The 20,158-nt window shown below is 46.7% G+C and carries 15 protein-coding genes and 1 pseudogene; 11 read left to right on the top strand and 5 right to left on the bottom strand.

Annotated elements, in window-relative coordinates:
• The first annotated feature begins 101 nt into the window (after positions 1-101).
• The 5 genes from murG to ftsZ are packed head-to-tail and all read left to right on the top strand — an operon-like array spanning position 102 to position 6,283.
• On the top strand, positions 102-1,208 hold the full coding sequence (murG, locus tag DXD25_RS06775) for an undecaprenyldiphospho-muramoylpentapeptide beta-N-acetylglucosaminyltransferase (protein WP_117662444.1): 1,107 nt from the start codon (positions 102-104) through the stop codon (positions 1,206-1,208).
• Entirely contained in the window at positions 1,208-2,584 is a 1,377-nt protein-coding gene (gene murC, locus DXD25_RS06770) for a UDP-N-acetylmuramate--L-alanine ligase (RefSeq protein ID WP_117662442.1), read from the top strand. The genes murG and murC overlap by 1 nt, the downstream gene beginning before the upstream one ends.
• A 44-nt stretch (positions 2,585-2,628) precedes the next feature.
• Entirely contained in the window at positions 2,629-3,423 is a 795-nt protein-coding gene (locus DXD25_RS06765) for a cell division protein FtsQ (protein ID WP_117662440.1), read from the top strand.
• 40 nt (positions 3,424-3,463) lie between these two features.
• Entirely contained in the window at positions 3,464-4,918 is a 1,455-nt protein-coding gene (ftsA, locus tag DXD25_RS06760; RefSeq protein WP_117662438.1) for a cell division protein FtsA, read from the top strand.
• Between the two features lie 27 nt (positions 4,919-4,945).
• Positions 4,946-6,283, top strand: a complete 1,338-nt coding sequence (ftsZ, locus tag DXD25_RS06755; RefSeq protein WP_089544089.1) for a cell division protein FtsZ — start codon at positions 4,946-4,948, stop codon at positions 6,281-6,283.
• 11 nt (positions 6,284-6,294) lie between these two features.
• On the opposite strand, the gene recO is transcribed toward ftsZ, so the two are convergent.
• Positions 6,295-7,020, bottom strand: a complete 726-nt coding sequence (recO, locus tag DXD25_RS06750) for a DNA repair protein RecO (protein ID WP_117662508.1) — start codon at positions 7,018-7,020, stop codon at positions 6,295-6,297.
• 233 nt (positions 7,021-7,253) lie between these two features.
• Here recO and rpsT point away from each other — a divergent pair, with 233 nt between their 5' ends.
• From rpsT to DXD25_RS06730, 4 genes are all read left to right on the top strand, one after another.
• Positions 7,254-7,508 carry a 30S ribosomal protein S20 gene (rpsT, locus tag DXD25_RS06745; protein WP_089544091.1) on the top strand — a complete coding sequence of 85 codons (255 nt, stop codon included), beginning with the start codon at positions 7,254-7,256 and terminating at the stop codon, positions 7,506-7,508.
• Between the two features lie 201 nt (positions 7,509-7,709).
• The gene (gyrB, locus tag DXD25_RS06740) at positions 7,710-9,680 is read left to right on the top strand and encodes a DNA topoisomerase (ATP-hydrolyzing) subunit B (protein ID WP_117662437.1); all 1,971 of its coding nucleotides are present in this window, start codon (positions 7,710-7,712) and stop codon (positions 9,678-9,680) included.
• Positions 9,681-9,797: 117 nt separating this feature from the next.
• Positions 9,798-12,173: a glycoside hydrolase N-terminal domain-containing protein gene (locus DXD25_RS06735; RefSeq protein ID WP_117662435.1), complete on the top strand. Its 2,376-nt coding sequence runs from the start codon at positions 9,798-9,800 to the stop codon at positions 12,171-12,173.
• A gap of 100 nt (positions 12,174-12,273) precedes the next feature.
• Positions 12,274-13,197: a hypothetical protein gene (locus DXD25_RS06730; RefSeq protein WP_117662433.1), complete on the top strand. Its 924-nt coding sequence runs from the start codon at positions 12,274-12,276 to the stop codon at positions 13,195-13,197.
• Positions 13,198-13,229: 32 nt separating this feature from the next.
• Here DXD25_RS06730 and DXD25_RS06725 read toward each other — a convergent pair whose 3' ends face one another.
• From DXD25_RS06725 to DXD25_RS17525, 4 genes are all read right to left on the bottom strand, one after another.
• Complete coding sequence (locus tag DXD25_RS06725; RefSeq protein WP_117662431.1) at positions 13,230-13,865, bottom strand: DUF3109 family protein; 636 nt, start codon at positions 13,863-13,865, stop codon at positions 13,230-13,232.
• A 91-nt stretch (positions 13,866-13,956) separates the two neighbouring features.
• Positions 13,957-14,622: a uracil-DNA glycosylase gene (locus tag DXD25_RS06720; RefSeq protein ID WP_089544096.1), complete on the bottom strand. Its 666-nt coding sequence runs from the start codon at positions 14,620-14,622 to the stop codon at positions 13,957-13,959.
• 57 nt (positions 14,623-14,679) lie between these two features.
• The gene (gene gpmI / locus DXD25_RS06715) at positions 14,680-16,197 is read right to left on the bottom strand and encodes a 2,3-bisphosphoglycerate-independent phosphoglycerate mutase (RefSeq protein WP_117662429.1); all 1,518 of its coding nucleotides are present in this window, start codon (positions 16,195-16,197) and stop codon (positions 14,680-14,682) included.
• A 125-nt stretch (positions 16,198-16,322) separates the two neighbouring features.
• Entirely contained in the window at positions 16,323-17,402 is a 1,080-nt protein-coding gene (locus DXD25_RS17525; protein WP_370453407.1) for a transcriptional regulator, read from the bottom strand.
• A 203-nt stretch (positions 17,403-17,605) separates the two neighbouring features.
• On the opposite strand from DXD25_RS17525, the gene DXD25_RS06705 reads away from it, so the two are divergent.
• On the top strand, positions 17,606-18,469 hold the full coding sequence (locus DXD25_RS06705; RefSeq protein ID WP_117662427.1) for a GLPGLI family protein: 864 nt from the start codon (positions 17,606-17,608) through the stop codon (positions 18,467-18,469).
• An 87-nt stretch (positions 18,470-18,556) separates the two neighbouring features.
• A pseudogene (locus DXD25_RS06700) lies at positions 18,557-20,158 on the top strand (carboxypeptidase-like regulatory domain-containing protein); the annotation flags it as partial.

Genomic DNA, 20,158 nt, shown 5'->3' with positions numbered 1-20,158 from the left:
AAAGAGTATCATAAATAAGGTAAAAAATGCCATTAAATGGATTTTTTTGCTTACCTTTGCGTGAAAATTGTTGACCCTCGGGTCGTAAACAAGAATGGATTATGAATAATGAACTGAGAATTATCATAAGTGGAGGCGGTACAGGCGGTCATATATTCCCTGCCGTATCCATCGCAAACGCCATCAAGGCAAAGCGCCCTGATGCCAAAATATTGTTTGTTGGAGCACTCGGCAGAATGGAAATGCAGCGTGTTCCTGCAGCAGGTTATGAAATCAAAGGATTGCCTATCTGCGGTTTCGACAGAAAGCATCTGCTCAAGAACATCGCTGTTCTCTTCAAGATTTGGAAGAGCCAGCACATGGCCAAGAGCATCATCAAGAATTTCAAGCCGATGGCTGCTGTAGGTGTGGGCGGATACGCCAGCGGTCCTACACTCAACGTTTGCGCTAGCAAAGGTATTCCATGCCTCATCCAGGAACAGAACTCATACGCAGGTGTGACCAACAAGCTCTTGGCAAAGAAGGCAGAAAAGATATGCGTGGCTTACGAAGGAATGGAACGTTTCTTCCCTGCCGACAAAATCATCATGACGGGAAATCCAGTACGCCAGAACGTATTGGAGACTACCCTCACCAAGGAAGAGGCACGAAAGCAGTTCGGTCTCGACCCTGACAAGAAAACCATCCTGCTCGTGGGCGGAAGCCTCGGTGCAAGAACCATCAACGAGAGCGTGCTTCAGCACCTCGACCTCGTGAAGGAAAGCGGCGTGCAGTTTATCTGGCAGACAGGTAAGTACTACAACGCAGCCATCATGGAGCAACTCAAGGGCAAGGAACTGCCAATGCTCAAGGTTACCGACTTCATCAGCGACATGGGCGCAGCTTACAAGGCTGCCGACCTCGTGATCAGCCGTGCCGGAGCCAGCAGTATCAGTGAGTTCTGCCTCATCGGTAAGCCAGTCATCCTCGTCCCAAGCCCTAACGTGGCAGAAGACCATCAGACCAAGAATGCCATGGCACTGGTAAACAAGGATGCAGCCATCTACGTGAAAGATGCTGATGCGCCAAACGAATTGCTCCAGAAAGCCATCAACACAGTCAAGAACGAGGATAAACTCAACTCACTCTGTGAGAACATCAAGAAATTAGGATTAAAGAACTCAGCCGACGTCATCGCCGACGAAGTAATCAAATTAGCAACAAGATAATGGAAATCAAGGATATTAAAGCAGTTTATTTTGTAGGTGCTGGCGGCATCGGTATGAGCGCCATCGCCAGATACTTCCTCAGCAAGAAGTTGGTTGTAGCCGGATACGACAAGACTCCTTCCAATCTCACTCACGAGTTGGAGAAAGAAGGAATGCTCATCCACTACGAAGAGAATGTAGATCTCATCCCTGAGGCTTGCAAGGATGCCAAGAACACGCTGGTTGTCTATACACCAGCCATCCCTGCTGAGCACAAGGAGCTGGTTTACTTCCGCGAGAATGGATTCACCATCGAGAAGCGTGCACAGGTTCTGGGTACCCTGACCCGCACCCACAAGGGACTGTGCGTGGCAGGTACACACGGCAAGACTTCTACTTCTACCATGTGTGCCCACATTATGCACCAGAGCCATCTCGACTGCAATGCCTTCCTCGGAGGAATCTCCAAGAACTATGGCACCAACTACATTCTCTCAGACAAGAGCGACTTCGTAGTCATCGAGGCAGATGAGTTTGACCGCAGTTTCCACTGGTTGCGCCCATGGATGAGCGTCATCACATCTACAGATCCTGATCACCTCGACATCTATGGTACCAAGGAGGCTTATCTCGAAAGCTTCCGTCACTATACAGAATTGATTCAGCCGGGCGGTGCGCTCATCATCCACAAAGACCTGGAGATGAAGCAGCACGTACAGGACGGCGTCAAGATATACGAATACAGCCAGGACGAAGGCGACTTCCACGCTGAGAACATCAAGATAGAGAATGGCGGAATCACATTCGACTTCATCTCTCCTATCGAAAACGTTACAGGTGTAGAGCTCGGACAGCCAGTCCCAATCAACATCACAAATGGTGTGGCAGCAATGGCAATGGCGCAGCTGAACGGTTGTACCGCCGATGAGCTTCGCAACGGAATGAAGACATACGGAGGCGTGGACCGCCGCTTCGACTTCAAGATCAAGAACGACAAGCTCGTATTCCTTTCCGACTACGCTCATCATCCAAAAGAGATTTACCAGAGTGCAAAGAGTATTCGTGAGCTTTACAAAGATCGCAAGATTACAGCCATCTTCCAGCCTCACCTCTACACCCGCACCCGTGACTTCTACAAGGACTTTGCCAACAGCCTGAGTCTCCTCGATGAAGTCATCCTCTGCGATATCTATCCTGCTCGCGAGCAGCCTATCCCAGGAGTTACCTCCAAGCTCATCTACGACAACCTGAAACCAGGCGTAGAGAAGAGCATGATTCACAAGGAAGAAGTACTCGACCTGGTGAAGAGCCGTGACTTCGACGTACTCGTCGTTCTGGGAGCTGGAGATCTGGACAACTATGTTCCAGAAATCACAAAGATTCTAGAATCAAAATAAGCCCCCGGAGACAGGGGCTTGTGCAAACAAGAACAAAGTAATCAATGCATATCAATTGGCAGAAAACCCTACTCATCACCCTGGATGTTGCACTGGCAACCTATCTGGGATTCGCTTTCACCAAGTTTAACAAGCCTGATGAAAAGGGAATGCTATGCACCAAGGTGAACATCAACATTGAGGATGAGATGACCAACGGCTTTCTGAATGCAAAGGAAATCAAGAAGAGACTGGAGATAAAAAAGCTCTATCCCCTGGAGAAACCACTGAACGGCGTGAACGCCAGGAAGATAGAGGAAACCTTAAAGACCAGTCCCTTCGTGAAGACCGCAGAATGCTACAAGACGCAAGACGGACTGGTGGATATCTACCTCACCCAGCGTATGCCAATTGTGAGAATCAAGAGCATCAACAACGAGGACTACTATATAGATGATCATTATCAGGTAATGCCCAACACCAACTATACAAGCGACATCATCATCGCCACAGGCAACATCAACAAATGGTTTGCCCAGAAATACATATCGCTGGTAAGCAAGACCCTGATGAAGAACAATCTTTGGAGAAATCAGATAGAGCAGATCAACGTACTGCCCGACAGGGGCATTGAACTGGTGCCACGAGTAGGAAACCACATTATATATATAGGTAACCTGCCGGAAAGCAATATCATCAGCAAAAGAGAACAAGATGTAGAAGACTTCATCAACAAGAAGATGGACCGTCTGGAAAAGTTCTACAAATATGGTCTCTCTCAAGCTGGCTGGAACAAATACTCATACATCAACATCGAGTTTGACAACCAGATAATTTGCACAAAGCATCATAACAGCTAATTTTTATAATTGAAACAGAAAAAGATAATATATAAAGACTATGCCAAAGGAATTTATTGTAGCTATCGAGCTTGGCTCATCTAAGATGACAGGTATAGCTGGTCAGAAGAATTTAGACGGCAGCATCACCGTGCTGGCTACCGTTGAGGAAAACTCGTCTTCTTGTATCAGAAAGGGTGTTATCTACAACATCGACAAAACATGCCAGTGCCTCACTAGCATCATCAAGAAGTTGAAGAACATCCTCAAACAAGATATTACCCAGGTTTACGTGGGTGTAGGAGGCAGATCTATCAGAAGCCTCAAGAACGTCATCGTGAAAGATCTGCCAGGCGCATCTATCATCTCGCAGGATATGATTAATGAGCTGATGGACATCAACCGCAACATGACTTATCCAGACCAAGAAATTCTTGACGCTGCAACACAGGAATACAAGATAGACAACCAGTACCAGATTGACCCTGTAGGCATACAGTGCAGCCATCTGGAAGGTATCTTCCTGAATATCCTTTGGCGCAAGAACTTCTATAACAATATCAACACCTGCTTCGAGAATGCAAATATCTCGATTGCGGAGATGTATCTCGCACCATTGGCTATGGCAGACAGCGTATTGACCGACTCAGAGAAGAGAGCCGGATGTATGCTCGTTGACCTGGGTGCCGACACCACTACCGTATCCGTTTACTACAAGGGTATCCTGCGCCATCTCTCTGTCATCCCATTGGGTGGAAACAACATCACCAAGGACTTGACCTGCCTCCAGCTCGAGGATGCTGATGCAGAAAAGATGAAGCTGAAATATGCAAAGGCCTACACCGATATCAGCAATATCGACCCAACACTCAACTACTCTGTTGACAAGGACAGAACCATAGAGAGCAAGAAGTTTATCGAGATTGTAGAGGCTCGTGTAGAGGAAATCGTAGAAAATGCATGGTTCCAGGTACCTGTAGAATTCTCTGATAAGCTGATGGGTGGTATCATCCTCACCGGCGGTGGAAGCAATATGCCTGAAATCGATAAGGTATTCAAGACTCATACCCATATCGACAAGGTACGCATCGCGAAGTTTGTTACCCAGACAGTCAACTCAAAGGATCCTAAAATCACCAATCATACTGGTATGATGAATACCGTATTGGGACTCCTGGCTAAGGGCGACATGAACTGCGCAGGCAGCGAATTCAACAACGACCTCTTCGACAACCTCGACAACCGTCCTACAACAGGAACAGGTGCAGAGACCCACAAGACTCCTCGCAACCCGAACGAGACTGTAGGCACCGGCGTGGTATTGACTGCAGCAGAAAAGCAGAAGGCAGAAGAAGAGGCTCGCCGCAAGAGAGAACAGGAAGAGGAAGAGGCAAGACTCCTGGCAGAAAAGGAAGCCGAGGAAGAAGCAAAACGCAGAAAAGAGAACAGCCTCGTTCACAAGTTTATGAGAGGATTCAAGAAATTTGTGAAGGATACCATCTCTGAAGAAGAATAATATAATCATATTTTAGAATAGACTATTATGCTAGATAACACAAATACTCCACATATTCTGGACTTTGGAGAGCCAGAAAAGGAAAACAGCATCATCAAGGTGATTGGTGTAGGTGGTGGCGGTGGCAACGCTGTCAACCACATGTACCGTGAAGGCATCCACGACGTAAGCTTCGTATTGTGTAACACTGATAATCAGGCACTCAACGATTCTCCAGTACCTGTACATCTGCAGTTGGGCAAGGAAGGTCTGGGAGCCGGCAACAAGCCTGCCAAGGCTCGCCAGGCTGCCGAGGAAACCCTTGAAGAGATCAAGCACATGCTGAACGACGGCACCAAGATGGCTTTCATCACTGCCGGAATGGGTGGTGGTACAGGAACCGGTGCTGCGCCTGTCATCGCAAGAGTAAGCAAGGAACTCGGAATCCTTACCGTTGGTATCGTAACCATTCCTTTCCGCTTCGAAGGTCCTAAGAAGATTGACCAGGCACTGGATGGTGTAGAAGAAATGTCTAAGCACGTAGATGCGCTGCTGGTTATCAACAACGAGCGTCTCCGCCAGATTTATCCAGACCTCGCTGTACTCGATGCCTTCGGAAAGGCAGACGACACCTTAAGCGTTGCAGCAAAGAGTATTGCAGAAATCATCACCGTTCACGGACTCATCAACCTCGACTTCAACGACGTGAAGACTGTATTGAAGGATGGTGGCGTTGCCATCATGAGTACAGGTTACGGTGAGGGCGAAGGTCGTGTCAAGAAGGCGATTGAGGATGCATTGAACTCACCTTTGCTCAACGACAACGATGTATTCAACTCCAAGAAAATCTTGCTGAGCATTGCTTTTGCCAGTGAGAAGAAGGACAATCCTGGTTTGACCATGGATGAGATGAACGATGTAAACGACTTCATGGAGAAGTTTGGAGATGACTTCGAGTTGAAGTGGGGACTCGCCATTGATCCAGAGTTGGGCAGCCGTGTCAAGGTTACCGTATTGGCAACAGGTTTCGGACTCGAAGACGTAGAGGGAATGAACCGCCACATGAAGAAGCATACAGAAGAGGAAGCTCGCCGTATCGCAGAAGAGGAAGAGACAAGAGCAGAGCGTCAGAACAGACGCGAGCGCTACTATGGCTCAGACGGCAACTCTACCCAGTATAAGCGTCATCCACACATCTTCCTGTTCCGTCCTGAGGATCTCGACAATGAGGATGTAATCCTTCAGGTAGAGAACACACCAACCTTCAAGCGCACCCGTCAGACTCTCGAAGACATCCGCAATCTGGCTTCTGGCAATGCAGAAACGGAGGAGGCTAAGAAGAAAGACGATAACGACACAGTACAGGGAGTCATTAGCTTCGCCTAGGGAACCGTTCCTTAAGCGAACAACTCCTGTAGAACAGAAAAGCTTTTCAGCTCCGGGAATCCCGGAACATGAATCCTATAATATTGCAATATCACCTCTACACAGCGGTTTCGATCCAATCGGGACATTGTGTAGAGGTGCATTGTTTCATAGCTCAGGCGAAGCAGCCCCAACATACGTAAAGAATCCTCTTTATTTAAATAATGTACGTGTGTAGGCACGAAGGATACAAAACGGCCTTCCTCCAAGTCGAAGAAATCGCCATACGCACCACTCTCAAGGTTAGGCGAAAATCCAAGAAAGAAGGTTAGCCGAACCATAAAGACAATATGGAAATTGGCATAATTCCCCTGTGCCTGGTCGAGCCACGCCACACTCTCCTCTATGAAGGAAAACAATGGAACATTCACCTGCTCGTTCCTGGTGGCTTGCCCCAAAAGCTCTGCCAGAAACATAGACATCGCCAACTTGTAAGGCGAAAAGGGAAGATCCACAAAGGGAAGAGCGATGGATACATCCTTCAATCGCTGCAAGTTAGCTTTCGGACGATGATCGAACTCCAGGTTGAGAATCATCAGGGGCTGAAACAGCTGACGCTTCATCTTCGCCTTAGAAGACTTGGGAATTTTGACCATAAAAGAGACTCTGCCCAACTTTTCGGTGAAGAAATCCACGATAAGTTGTGCATCCCCATACTTAATGGTTTGCAGTACGATAGCTCTAGTTTTTACTTCCATTTTGTCTATAATTATTAAAAAACAGGGCAAAATTACAAAAAAACAAGCATTTAGCGAAAATTTTCGCGGAAAAATTTGCAAGATTCAAATAAAAGTAGTAACTTTGCACCCGCAAATAAGCAATGGTCCCTTCGTCTATCGGTTAGGACGAGAGATTTTCATTCTCTAAAGAGCAGTTCGACTCTGCTAGGGACTACAAACATTAATAAAGAATATAAAAATAAAACATAGAGATGGCAAATCACAAATCATCAGTAAAGAGAATCCGTCAGGACAAGAAGAAGGCTTTGCATAACAAGTACTATGCAAAGACTATGCGCAATGCCGTTCGCAAGTTGCGCAACATGACTGACAAGGAGGAGGCTGCAAAGCTCTATCCTACAGTACAGAAGCTTTTGGACAAGTTGGCTAAGATCAACGTTATTCACGAGAACAAGGCTGCAAACTTGAAGTCTGGTCTTACACAGCACATCGCTAAGTTGGCCTAACTTCCAAGTTAAAGCAAAAGAGATAAATAAGGCTGCTATCCTTCATAAAGGGGTTGCAGCCTTACTCTTTTTTATCCCCCTTCGACCTTCGACACATCACCACCTTACTTTTTTCTCCTTTTTCGCTAATTTTCACAAAGAAAACTAGCTGTTTCTCAGCTTTTTTTTGTATCTTTGCACGGAAATAAGACAATTCTAAAAATGGCAGAAAATCAAAACACCGCAAATAATTACTCAGCGAGCAACATCCAGGTTCTTGAAGGCTTGGAAGCTGTTCGCAAACGTCCGGCAATGTACATTGGAGACATTTCCGAAAAGGGTCTTCACCACCTGGTAAACGAGACCGTTGATAACTCTATCGACGAGGCGATGGCTGGTTACTGTACCGACATCGAGGTTACCATCAATGAGGACAACTCTATCACCGTAGAAGACAATGGCCGTGGTATCCCTGTGGATATGCACGAGAAGCTTCATAAGTCAGCCCTCGAAGTCGTAATGACCGTGCTCCACGCCGGTGGTAAGTTCGACAAGGGTTCATACAAGGTTTCTGGAGGTTTGCACGGTGTGGGTGTAAGTTGTGTAAACGCACTTTCTACCCACATGTTGTCACAGGTCTTCCGTGGTGGCAAGATCTACCAGCAGGAATACGAGAAAGGCAAGCCTCTCTATTCGGTAAAGGTGGTAGGCGAGACCAACAAGCGCGGTACACGCCAGCAGTTCTGGCCAGACCCTACAATCTTTACTCACACTGGCTATAAGTGGGACATCATCGCCAACCGTATGCGCGAGTTGGCATTCCTCAACGCGGGTATCAAGATTACTCTGAGAGATCTGCGCCCAGACGAGGAAGGAAAGACCAAGGAGCAGGTTTTCCATGCGAAGGATGGTTTGAAGGAATTCGTTCGCTACGTGGATCGCCATCGCACCCACCTCTTCGATGACGTCATCTACCTGAAGACAGAGAAGCAGGGTATTCCTATCGAGATTGCCGTTATGTACAACACAGACTATTCAGAGAATATCCACTCATACGTGAACAATATCAACACCATTGAGGGCGGTACCCACCTGACAGGTTTCCGTATGGCGCTGACCCGTACCCTGAAGGCTTACGCAGAAGCCGACCCAACCATCTCCAAGCAGATTGAGAAGGCAAAGGTAGAGATTGCACCAGAAGACTTCCGCGAGGGTCTTACCGCCGTTATCTCTATCAAGGTAGCAGAACCTCAGTTTGAGGGCCAGACCAAGACCAAGCTCGGAAACAGCGAGGTACAGGGCGCCGTTCAGCAGGCTGTAAACGAAGCTTTGTCTGATTATCTGGAGGAACATCCAGACGAGGCTAAGCGCATCTGCGAAAAAGTTGTCCTGGCTGCTACAGCACGTATCGCTGCCCGCAAGGCACGCGAGAGCGTACAGCGCAAGAACTTCATGACTGGTGGCGGTCTTCCTGGTAAGCTTGCCGATTGCTCTATGAAGGATCCTAAGGAATGCGAGATTTTCCTCGTCGAGGGTGATTCCGCTGGTGGTTCTGCCAAGCAGGGCCGCGACCGTTTCCGCCAGGCTATCCTCCCATTGCGTGGTAAGATTCTGAACGTAGAAAAGGTTCAGTGGCATAAAGTCTTCGAAGCAGAGTCTGTCATGAACATCATCCAGAGTATCGGAGTTCGCTTCGGTGTAGATGGTGAGGACAGCAAGGAAGCCAACACAGACAAGCTGCGTTACGACAAGATTATCATCATGACCGATGCCGACGTCGATGGTTCCCACATCGACACACTGATCATGACATTGTTCTATCGCTTCATGCCTAAAGTTATCGAGGAAGGCCACTTGTACATCGCTACCCCACCTCTCTACAAGTGTACTTACCGCAGCAAGGTAAGCGAATATTGCTATACAGAACAGCAGCGCCAGGCTTTCATCGACAAGTATGGCGAGGGCACAGAAGATAAGAATATCCACACCCAGCGATACAAAGGTTTGGGTGAGATGAACCCAGAGCAGCTTTGGGAAACCACTATGGACCCAGCAACACGCTTGCTCAAGCAGGTTACCATCGAGAATGCAGCTCAGGCTGACGAGATTTTCTCTATGCTGATGGGCGACGATGTGGAGCCACGCCGAGAGTTCATCGAGCAGAACGCAACATACGCCAATATCGACGCATAAAGCGAGCACCATATATTGGGGGCAGACTCTGCAGGAGTCTTCCCCCTTTTTTAGGTTGCCGCCTTCAAAAAGCAACAACCCCGACATCATGTTTTTACAACTAACAAAACTAAATTTATGAAGCATCTGCTTTTTACGTTTGCGCTAGCTGCCTCAACGTTCTTGAACTGCCAGGCGGCAACAGTTAGTAAAACTCCCCTACCCAACAAGTTGTGGTACAACAAGCCTGCATACGCCTTCGAAGAGTCACTGCCACTGGGCAATGGCAAACTGGGTGCGCTGGTTTACGGCGGAGCCAACAATGATTCCATCCAGCTCAATGACATCACCCTATGGACGGGCGTTCCTGTAAACCCTGACGAAGGTGGCGAAGCCTACAAGTGGATTTCCAAAATCAGAGAAGCCCTGTTTAAGGAAGATTACAAGACTGCCGATTCCCTGCAGCACTATGTACAAGGACACAACTCGGAGTTCTACCAGCCGCTGGGCATGATCAATATCATAGACTGCAACCAGGGAGAATTTACTGATTACTATCGTGAGTTAAATCTCGACAAATCCCTTGCTACAGTACAATTCAAGCGCAATGGCATCCAGTACACCAAGGAGTATTTTGCTTCACATCCTGACAAGATGATCGCCATCAAGTTGAGTGCCTCTCAAAAGAGAGCCATCAACAGCGACATATCCCTGACCTCCCTCATTCCTCATCAGGTGAAAGCATCCAGAGGACAAATCACCATAACAGGTCATGTTCTGGGAGATGAAGCCAACAGCACGCATTACTGTGCGATGCTTCAGGTAAAGAACACCGACGGACAGGTATGGGCTGACGATTCAGTACTCCATCTAAAAGATGTAAGCGAGGCTATCATCTATCTTGTCAACGAGACAAGCTACAATGGCTTCGACAAACACCCGGTGAAAAAAGGGGCTCCATATATCGAAAGAGTATCTGATGATGCCTGGCATCTTGTCAACTTCACCTATGATGAATTCAAGCAGCGTCATATCGCTGATTACAGGAAACTCTTTGATAGAGTAAGCCTGAACCTGAAAGGTGCCAAGTTTGATGCTTCCCGCCCTACCGACCAGCAGTTGCTCGCCTATAGCGACAACCACGAGAGCAACCCTTATCTGGAACAGCTCTACTTCCAATATGGCAGATACCTGCTCATCAGCAGTAGCCGCACCAAGGGAGTACCAGCCAATCTGCAGGGACTCTGGGCACCAGCCCTCCGCTCTCCATGGCGTGGCAACTATACCATCAACATCAATCTGGAAGAAAATTACTGGCCGGCAGAAGTTGCCAATCTTTCCGAGCTGGTTGCTCCTGTAGATGGATTGGTAGAAGGCTTGTCGGTAACAGGCCGCCACAATGCCCAGCACTTCTACGGCATCGATAAGGGATGGTGTGCCGGACATAATACCGATGCGTGGGCGATGAGCAACCCTGTGGGAACCGGAAACGAGAGCCCACAATGGAGCAATTGGTCGATGGGGGGAGCCTGGCTTGTAGAAACCCTCTGGGATCACTACGACTATACCCGTGATACGGAATATCTCCGCAATACAGCCTATCCTTTGATGAAGGGCGCTGCCGATTTCCTGCTGGAGTGGCTTATTCCGAATCCACACAATCCAAACGAACTGATTACAGCCCCTTGCACATCGCCAGAGGCAGACTATATCACCGATAAGGGCTACCGTGGCAGCAGTTTCTATGGTGGAACCGCCGACCTTGCCATCATCCGTGAGCTCTTCAAGAACACTATCAAGGGAGCGAAGGCCCTGGGTATCGACAGCGATTACCAGCAGCAGTTGCAAGCTGCTCTCGATCGCCTGCGTCCTTACCACATTGGAAAGCGAGGCAACCTGATGGAGTGGTATCACGATTGGGATGACCAGGATTGGCATCACCGCCATCAGTCTCACCTGCTCGGTCTCTATCCTTTCCACCAGATTTCGGTAGCAAAGACACCCGAGCTTGCTGCAGCTGCAACCAAGACTTTGGAAATCAAGGGCGACAATTCTACTGGTTGGAGCACAGGCTGGAGAATCAACCTCTGGGCTCGTCTGCATCGTGCCGACAAGGCTTACCAGATATACCGCAAATTGCTCACCTACGTTAGTCCTGAGGTTTACAAGGATAGCAAGCATCACAGTGGCGGTACCTATCCCAACCTCTTCGATGCCCATCCACCATTTCAGATAGACGGCAACTTCGGAGGAACTGCAGGTGTTTGCGAGATGCTGATGCAATGCGATGGTGAAATGATGAATTTGCTCCCTGCTCTTCCACAGGAATGGCAGGCAGGAGAAATAAGAGGTCTAAAGGCCCGTGGTAACTATGGCGTATCGCTCGCATGGAACAAAGGCAAATTGACTCAGGCAACCATCACCAGCAAGAACGAGGGTAATCTGACTATCCTCTATAATGGCAAACAGAAAATCCTTACCTTCAAGGCAGGAGAAACAAAGACCATCAGATAAAAGATCCACATCCATCTTATCTATATCTATAGAGTAAAAGACTATAGTTATCTATTAGAGTAAAAGACAAAACATTAAAGAAAAGGACAAAAGTAAATCAATGAGATACATAACAACTCTCATCATTTCTATACTTTGGGTACTGAGCTCCCATGCACAGGAGTTCGGTACCCACTGGATATCCTATCCCCTGCCCAACGATTCTTCTGAGGTATGGTTCCGCCAAAGTTATATCATGGACGAGTGCCCCACCCAGGCCTTTATGAATATAGCAAGCACTGGCAACTACAAACTCTATATCAATGAGAGAAACGTAACGGGAAGCCTGAAATTCGATGGTATCAAGGACAGCATTCTTCTGAACCGAACCATCGACGTAACCTGCTTCCTCAAAAATGGCGAAAATGTGATTGCAGTATGGTACGCCCCACAAGGCAAGCCTAGCTACGGCAAGCAACTCTCGCTGGAATTCTACGGATGGCAGCAGGACAGCATTCCGTTCTATCAGAAAGCAGACGGCAAATGGCTCTGCCGACAACTCAAGGAATGCAGCAATGGAGAAGGCGAACGCTTCCATGCCCGCACCAATACGCAGGCTTGGAAATCTGAGGAATATCACCCTTACGGATGGATTCACCCTACCGGTTGCGTCATCACAGACGAATACAGACAGGATTCTGCCTATGTTATGAATTATAAAGCCTTCGGCGACAAGAAGGTTATCAAGGACGAGAACAAGCTCTACAAGATATTGAAACCAGCCTGTACATACAGAGACTCCACCGGTTACAACATCGACTTTGGCAGACCTTTCTATGGCACCATCCGCCTTACGCTGCGAGGAGCCGGCAAAGGAACCAGATTAAAGATCAATGATTTCCTGTACATCTGCAACGGAGAACTGGATGAGCAGGCATTCTGCCGATTTAAATTCAGCAAGCAAAAGATATACACTCTTACCTGGAAAGGAAGATTCAAGGAAAGTGATATCGTGGATATTGAAGGATTAGAGATTTCGGAATAAGCTACCAAGCTTTTCGAAATCTCTTTTTTTTATTAATCTTCCAAGTCGGCAAGTAACTGCTCTGCCACTTCACAAAGCTCATCATACCATTCCTTACCGAACTTCTCAATCAGCGGACCTTCCAGGAACTTATAAACCGGAAGATTCAACTCTTCACCCTTCTTGATGGCATCCTTGCAGATGCGCCATTTATTATAGTTGATGCCATACACTTCATTGCCGAAATCCTTGGCACGGATCGGATACAAGGCACAGGAGATAGGCTTCTTGAACTTCGACTTGCCTTCGCGATAAGCACGCTCCAAGGCACAAAGACAGCAATTCGGAATGGTATGTCCATCGCCCAAGTCTTTCAAGTCCTGATAGCAGGTAAACACACAATCCTTACCATTCACGATACTCGTTACCAAATCGCCTTCAATATCCGTATAAGCCACGCCCTGCTTGTCGATGATAGCCTGAGCAGAAGCCGAGAGATCATCCCAAACCACATCGAGCGCATCCTCTATCTCCATGATTTCATCCAGGGTTACAGGAGCTCCCGCATCGCCTTCGATGCAGCACTCCCCCTTGCAGGCATCAAGGTCGCAACAGAATTTTTCGGTGATGATATCAGGTGAAACCAATACGTTGCCCACCTGCAGAATACGCAGTTCGTCTTTCTTCATAATGTTTTTGAGATGAATAAATTTCTTTGAGTGTATAATAAAAATAATCATAGCTACCCATGAGTGGATAGCTATATATTAATAGGTGTACCTACCATTGGATAGGCGAAATACCATTCTGCTGCAGATACGCATTGCAGCGGGAGAAATGATGATTGCCAAACCATCCGCCTCGATTGGCTGACAGTGGCGATGGATGCACACTTTCCAATATCAGGTGCTTGCTCGTGTCAATGAGTTTCGCCTTGCTTCGGGCATAACCGCCCCAGAGGATAAACACCAGGTGTTCCTTATCCTTGCTGAGTGCCTTGATGGCTGCATCGGTAAACTCCTCCCAGCCTTTGCGCTGATGGCTCGCAGCCTGATGGGCACGAACGGTAAGCGTGGCGTTGAGCAACAATACTCCCTGCTTTGCCCAGCGGGTCAAATCGCCCGTGGCTGGCATCGGAGTGCCGAGATCCATCTGAATCTCCTTGAATATATTAATCAATGATGGTGGAAAAGTGATTCCATCCGGCACAGAGAAACTCAACCCCATTGCCTGCCCCGGCTCATGGTATGGATCCTGTCCGATAATCACTACCTTTACATCATCAAAAGGACAGAGATTGAAGGCATTGAAAATCAAACGGCCCGGAGGATAACAGGGTGTACGCAGGTATTCCTCTTTTACAAAGTTTGTGAGGTCAACAAAATACTGCTTGTCGAATTCTTCTCCTATATGCTGTCTCCAACTTTCTTCTATCTTTACGTCCATAATGATTTAAGTTAAAGAAGTCAAGGCTCCAAAAAGCCTTGACTTCCGAAATTATTATTAGTCAATAATCAAGTTCTCACCTGTCATATCAGCTGGCTGCTCCAAGTCCATGATGTGGAGGATAGAAGGAGCAACGTCTGCCAAACGGCCATCCTTAACGGTAGCTGAGTTATTGTCAGTTACGTAGATGAATGGAACTGGGTTCAAAGAGTGAGCGGTGTTTGGTGTACCGTCCTCGTTGATAGCGTGGTCTGCATTACCGTGGTCAGCGATGATGATAGCCTCATAATCGTTAGCCTTGGCAGCCTCGATAACGTCCTTTACGCAGTTGTCAACAGCATGAACAGCCTTAGCAATAGCGTTGTAGATACCTGTATGACCTACCATATCACCATTAGCGAAGTTAACAACGATGAAGTCGTACTCCTGTGTGTTGATTGCACCAACCAACTTATCCTTTACCTCGTAAGCGCTCATCTCTGGCTTCAGGTCGTATGTAGCCACCTTTGGAGAAGGAACCAGGATACGGTCCTCGCTCTCGTATGGAGTCTCACGACCACCATTGAAGAAGAATGTTACGTGAGCATACTTCTCTGTCTCTGCAGTATGGAGCTGCTTCTTGCCCTGTGCGCTCAAGTACTCGCCGAGAGTGTTCATTACGTTCTCCTTAGGGAAGAGGATGTGAACACCCTGGAAGCTAGCATCGTATGGAGTCATGCAGTAGTACTGCAAGTCCTTGATAGTGTGCATGCCTTCCTCTGGCATATCCTGCTGAGTCAATACCTGTGTCAACTCCTTGGCACGGTCGTTACGGTAGTTGATGAAGATAACAACATCACCCTCCTGGATAGTACCGTCAACCTTAGAGTTATTGATTGGCTTGATGAACTCGTCAGTTACGTCCTCATCATAGCTCTCCTGCATTGCCTTCACCATATCGTCAGCCTGCTTACCCTTACCCTCAACGAGCAAGTCGTATGCTTCCTTTACACGGTTCCAACGCTTGTCACGGTCCATAGCATAGAAACGACCTACGATACTTGCGATGTGTGCACCGTTCTTGTCGCAGCAAGCCTGAACCTCCTCGATGAAGCCCTTACCACTCTTAGGGTCTGTATCACGACCATCCATGAAGCAGTGAACGTATGTCTCCTTCAAACCATATTCCTTACCGATCTCAATCAACTTGAAGAGGTGATCCAAAGAAGAGTGAACACCACCGGTAGAAGTCAAACCCATCAAGTGGAGCTTCTTACCTGTCTTCTGAGCATAGCTGTAAGCGTTGATGATCTCCTGATTCTTCAAGATGTCACCGCTCTCGCAAGCCTTGTTAATCTTAACGAGGTCCTGATATACCACACGACCAGCACCGATGTTGAGGTGACCTACCTCTGAGTTACCCATCTGACCGTTAGGAAGACCTACGTCCTCGCCACAAGTCTGGAGAGTAGAATGTGCTGAAACTGCTGTCAAATAATCGAGATAAGGAGTTGGAGTCTTGAAGATAACATCACCCTTATCATGCTTACCGATTCCCCATCCGTCGAGAATCATTAAAAGAGCTTTTTTTGCCATAATTACATAAAATAATTTAAATTCGAATTTCTGCCTGCAAAGTTACAACAAAATAGGTGAAGGACAAAATAAATTAAGATAAAAAAACTTCCACCTTTCTAAAAAGATGAGAGCTGATAACAAGATCAACAGGTTCGCAGGATATATCCCTTCTTGATGACAGCTTCGATACTTACCTTTTCATCCAGGTTCAATGCCCGGCGAAGATAGGTAATCTGCACGTTCAGGGCAAGGGAATTGGAGTATGAGTCATCACCCCAAACTTCATTCAGTATGAAATCCCGCTCTACAAGCTGGTTCTGGTTCTCGGCAAGAAGCTTCAGAATTTCAGCTTGACGAGATGTGATGACTACTCTGGAATTACCACATTGCAGTTCATTCTGCGCATAGTAGAAAGCAATGGAACCGATAAAAACAGCAGATTCTTCACCTTTGTCGCCTTCTTTCGGTTGCTTCAACTCATAAATCATATTCTTCAGGAACTCATGGCGAATGCCGTCAATGCGTTTCTGGAAGACTATGGTCTTAACCAGATAATACAGACATCCTATCAATATGAAAAAGAGAAAGATGCTTCCTATCAATTGCCACATCATGGCTTTGAACGTTCGAGTAACAGGAATGAGCACCTGAAAAGAAATACCTTGGCGAAACATTGGGTTCGTCTGATACTTCACCGTCACCACACGTGACCATCTGCCTTCGACATCATATTTTGCATTCAGGAAGACGGTCTTGTAATCAAGATGACGAAAAAAGGATATCTTCCCATATCCCTTATCATCCAGTAATCTTTGATAAGAAGCCAACGAGGGATGCTTACCTATATAAGCCAGATATCTGCTGATGATGAGATAAGCATCATCACCCGTAAGATCAGGATCATTCAAACGGACAAGAAAGCGGTGATTGTTCCAAAAAGAAAGCGTTGTACGGCTACACCCCTTTTTCATATCATATTCAGATTCTACCTTGAGCATAACCGTATCTCTTCTACCTTTCGTAGATGAATTTTCCTGTAACTTTTTTCTATTCTTCAAATCTTGCGCCAACACCTCATCACAATCCTTCTTGAATTGTTCTACCTGCTGGTCTAAGCTATATTGACATTGAAGATGGAGCCAATAAGCCTGCGTGCAGAACAACAATACAATTGCTACTCCACATACCATCCATACTATTTTCAGCTTACTGTTACTGTTCATACTTTCCTGATCTTTTGAATTTTGACGGCAAAGTTACTGAAAAATCCGTAAACAAAGGCAAGAGTAATAAAATAATAATAGACGAAAAGAAGCAAAAGTAATAACTCAGTAACAGAAATCATTGATTTCATCGGATGATCTCAGTATCTTTGCATCACAAAAACGAAAGAAACAGATAAAATAATGAATAATAGACGAAGATTATGAAAAAGGTATTATTAATAGCATGGCTTGCATTATATGCTTGCATGCTCCAAGCTCAAACAGTAAACCTGTTCGATGAATCAAGCATTGGCATGGGAGATTCCATCGATCAGGTAAAGTATCAGGTAGTATATGATGCCGAGTATATTTACGAAAAGAAATATACCAAGACCGACACCCTCATTGGCCGCATCGAAGAGAAAATGCTCTTGCAGATTGGCAACAAGTATTCCGCATTCTACAGTTATCCGATATTCCAAAGAGACTCTACCATCTCCGCAAATATGGCAAAAGGAATACCAGTCAATTTCTCCGGTAATGGCGGACAGATTAATTGGAAAGTATATAAGAACTATCCAGAACAGGGCAAGACTGCCTATCTCGATTTCTTTGCTGCTGACAGATATTTGTGCATTGAACCGATGGAACCGATAGACTGGCAACTCACAGACAGTATCGATTCCATCTGCGGTTACGAGTGCCACCAGGCTATTGCCAAGTTTAAGGGTAGAACATGGATTACATGGTACACGGAAGACATCCCTATTGACAATGGTCCCTGGAAGCTGAGCGGACTGCCGGGATTGATTCTCAAAGCTCACGACTCCGAGAACGATTATGGATTTACAGCTGTAGGACTCACAACAGGCAAAGGCTCCCTACCTATCTATTATAAAGGTAAGACTTTCGAGCCTATCGACCGCAAATCATTGACCTCCATTTACAAAAAATACTATGCCGATCCAATCGGTTATCTGCTTCAAGATGCCAAGTATGCTGCAATTGTAAAGATCAAGGATGAAAAAGGAAATATCCTGAAGCATTCCAAGCGTGCTGAGCCATACAATCCGATTGAAAGATAATTAGCAGTTTACTTTTTTGCCAGACAAGCGTCTTAAAGACATTAGCGAGATAAGTGTCTAAGGTAAAATCGAAAAGAGAAAAAAAAGATGAAGAAAATAATAGTTCTTTTCACTATTCTGTTCGTGGCGTTCCATGCGTTTGCCCAAGAGAAGATTAGCGGTTATGTGGAAGATTCACTTACACACAACCGTCTGACCAACGTATCGGTTACGCTGCTGCGCAATGGAAAGCCCTTGAAGTTTACACGCAGCAAGGAAGACGGAACTTTCCTGATTCCGATAGCACAAAAGCAAACTGGCGATATGCTGCAAGCTTCCTATATGGGCTATAAAAAGCAAAAAACATCGGTTTCATCGGAAAAAGAAACCATCATCAGTATGGCTTCAACAGCTTTTGTCTTGAAGGAAGTACAAGTAAAAGGCTCTCGCATCACGGGTCGAGACACCATATCTTTCGACCTCACCCGCTTTGCCAACGAACGAGATAACTCCCTAAAAGATGTACTGAAAAAGCTGCCGGGCGTGGATATAGAGAAGAATGGCCGTATCAACTACAATGGCAAGCCCATCAACCGATTCACAGTAGAAGGTCTCGACCTGACCGGTGGCAAATATAACCAACTAGAGGAGAACATCAAGGCAAAAGATGTGAAAAAGGCCGAAGTCATCGAGCATGACCAGCCTATCAAGGCGCTCCAGAACAAGACCTTTACGGATAATGTAGCGATGAACATCGCCCTGAAAGATAGTGCCCGCGACAAACTGATGCCCACCCTCAAGCCTTACATGCTCGTAGGGCATCCATCCCACGTAGGCGGAAGCATCAATATCATGCAAATTGGCAAGAAGAAACAGATGATGTATGATGCAGAATACGACAGAACAGGCAAAAATCTAGGCTATGCACTTAACCAACTCGCATCTTACAGCAATCGTCTGGCTCCAGCCTCCCTTCCATCATGGATATCAGTACCATCGCTTGACGCTCCTATCGACGAAGAACGCCTTCGCTTCAATACCTCGCAAAAATACTCCATCAACCATATCAAGAAGAACAAGGACGATGCAGAGACTCGCATAGAAGCCAACTATCTTCGTACGGTAACCAGACAAGAGCGAGAGAACAAGAGCATCTACGACCTCGGCGGCGAAGCTCCCACAGTTACCACTGAGCACAACCACAAGACGATGATCAGCGATGCCTTCAATCTGCAATGGGAAAACAAGGTAAACAAGGCTGAGCATTATGGCAACGAGAGCATCAGCCTCAGCGCAGCACAAAACGACGGTTTGTCAAACATCAACGACACGCTTACCCAACGTGTCCGCATCCCAAAGCTCGACCTCTCGGCAAGTATCTACCGCCTCTTCGTCTTCAAGAAAAGTCAACTCTCTTGGCGTAGCACTGCCGACTATCACCATGGTGTGGCGGACCTCTACGTTAACGACGAGCGGAATCGCATCCGCACCAACCTTTGGCATACTGCCCACGCCTTACAGTGGATGAGGAATCGCTTCCACTGGACACAGGAATATAGAATGAGTATCGACCTCAACAACATCTATACGAAATATCAGAAAAGAAGCGATGAAATCGGCAAAAACAACGAATTCATCGAAAACAGTCACGATGAAATCGGCAAAAACTGTCTTAACATCACAGGGAAGTTCACCCCTTACTGGCAATAC

This window comes from Prevotella sp. TF12-30 (genome assembly GCF_003436715.1).
GTDB classification, from domain to species: domain Bacteria; phylum Bacteroidota; class Bacteroidia; order Bacteroidales; family Bacteroidaceae; genus Prevotella; species Prevotella copri_A.
The sequence above is the reverse complement of the archived record's forward strand: the minus strand, read 5'-3'. Positions and strand labels throughout refer to the sequence as shown.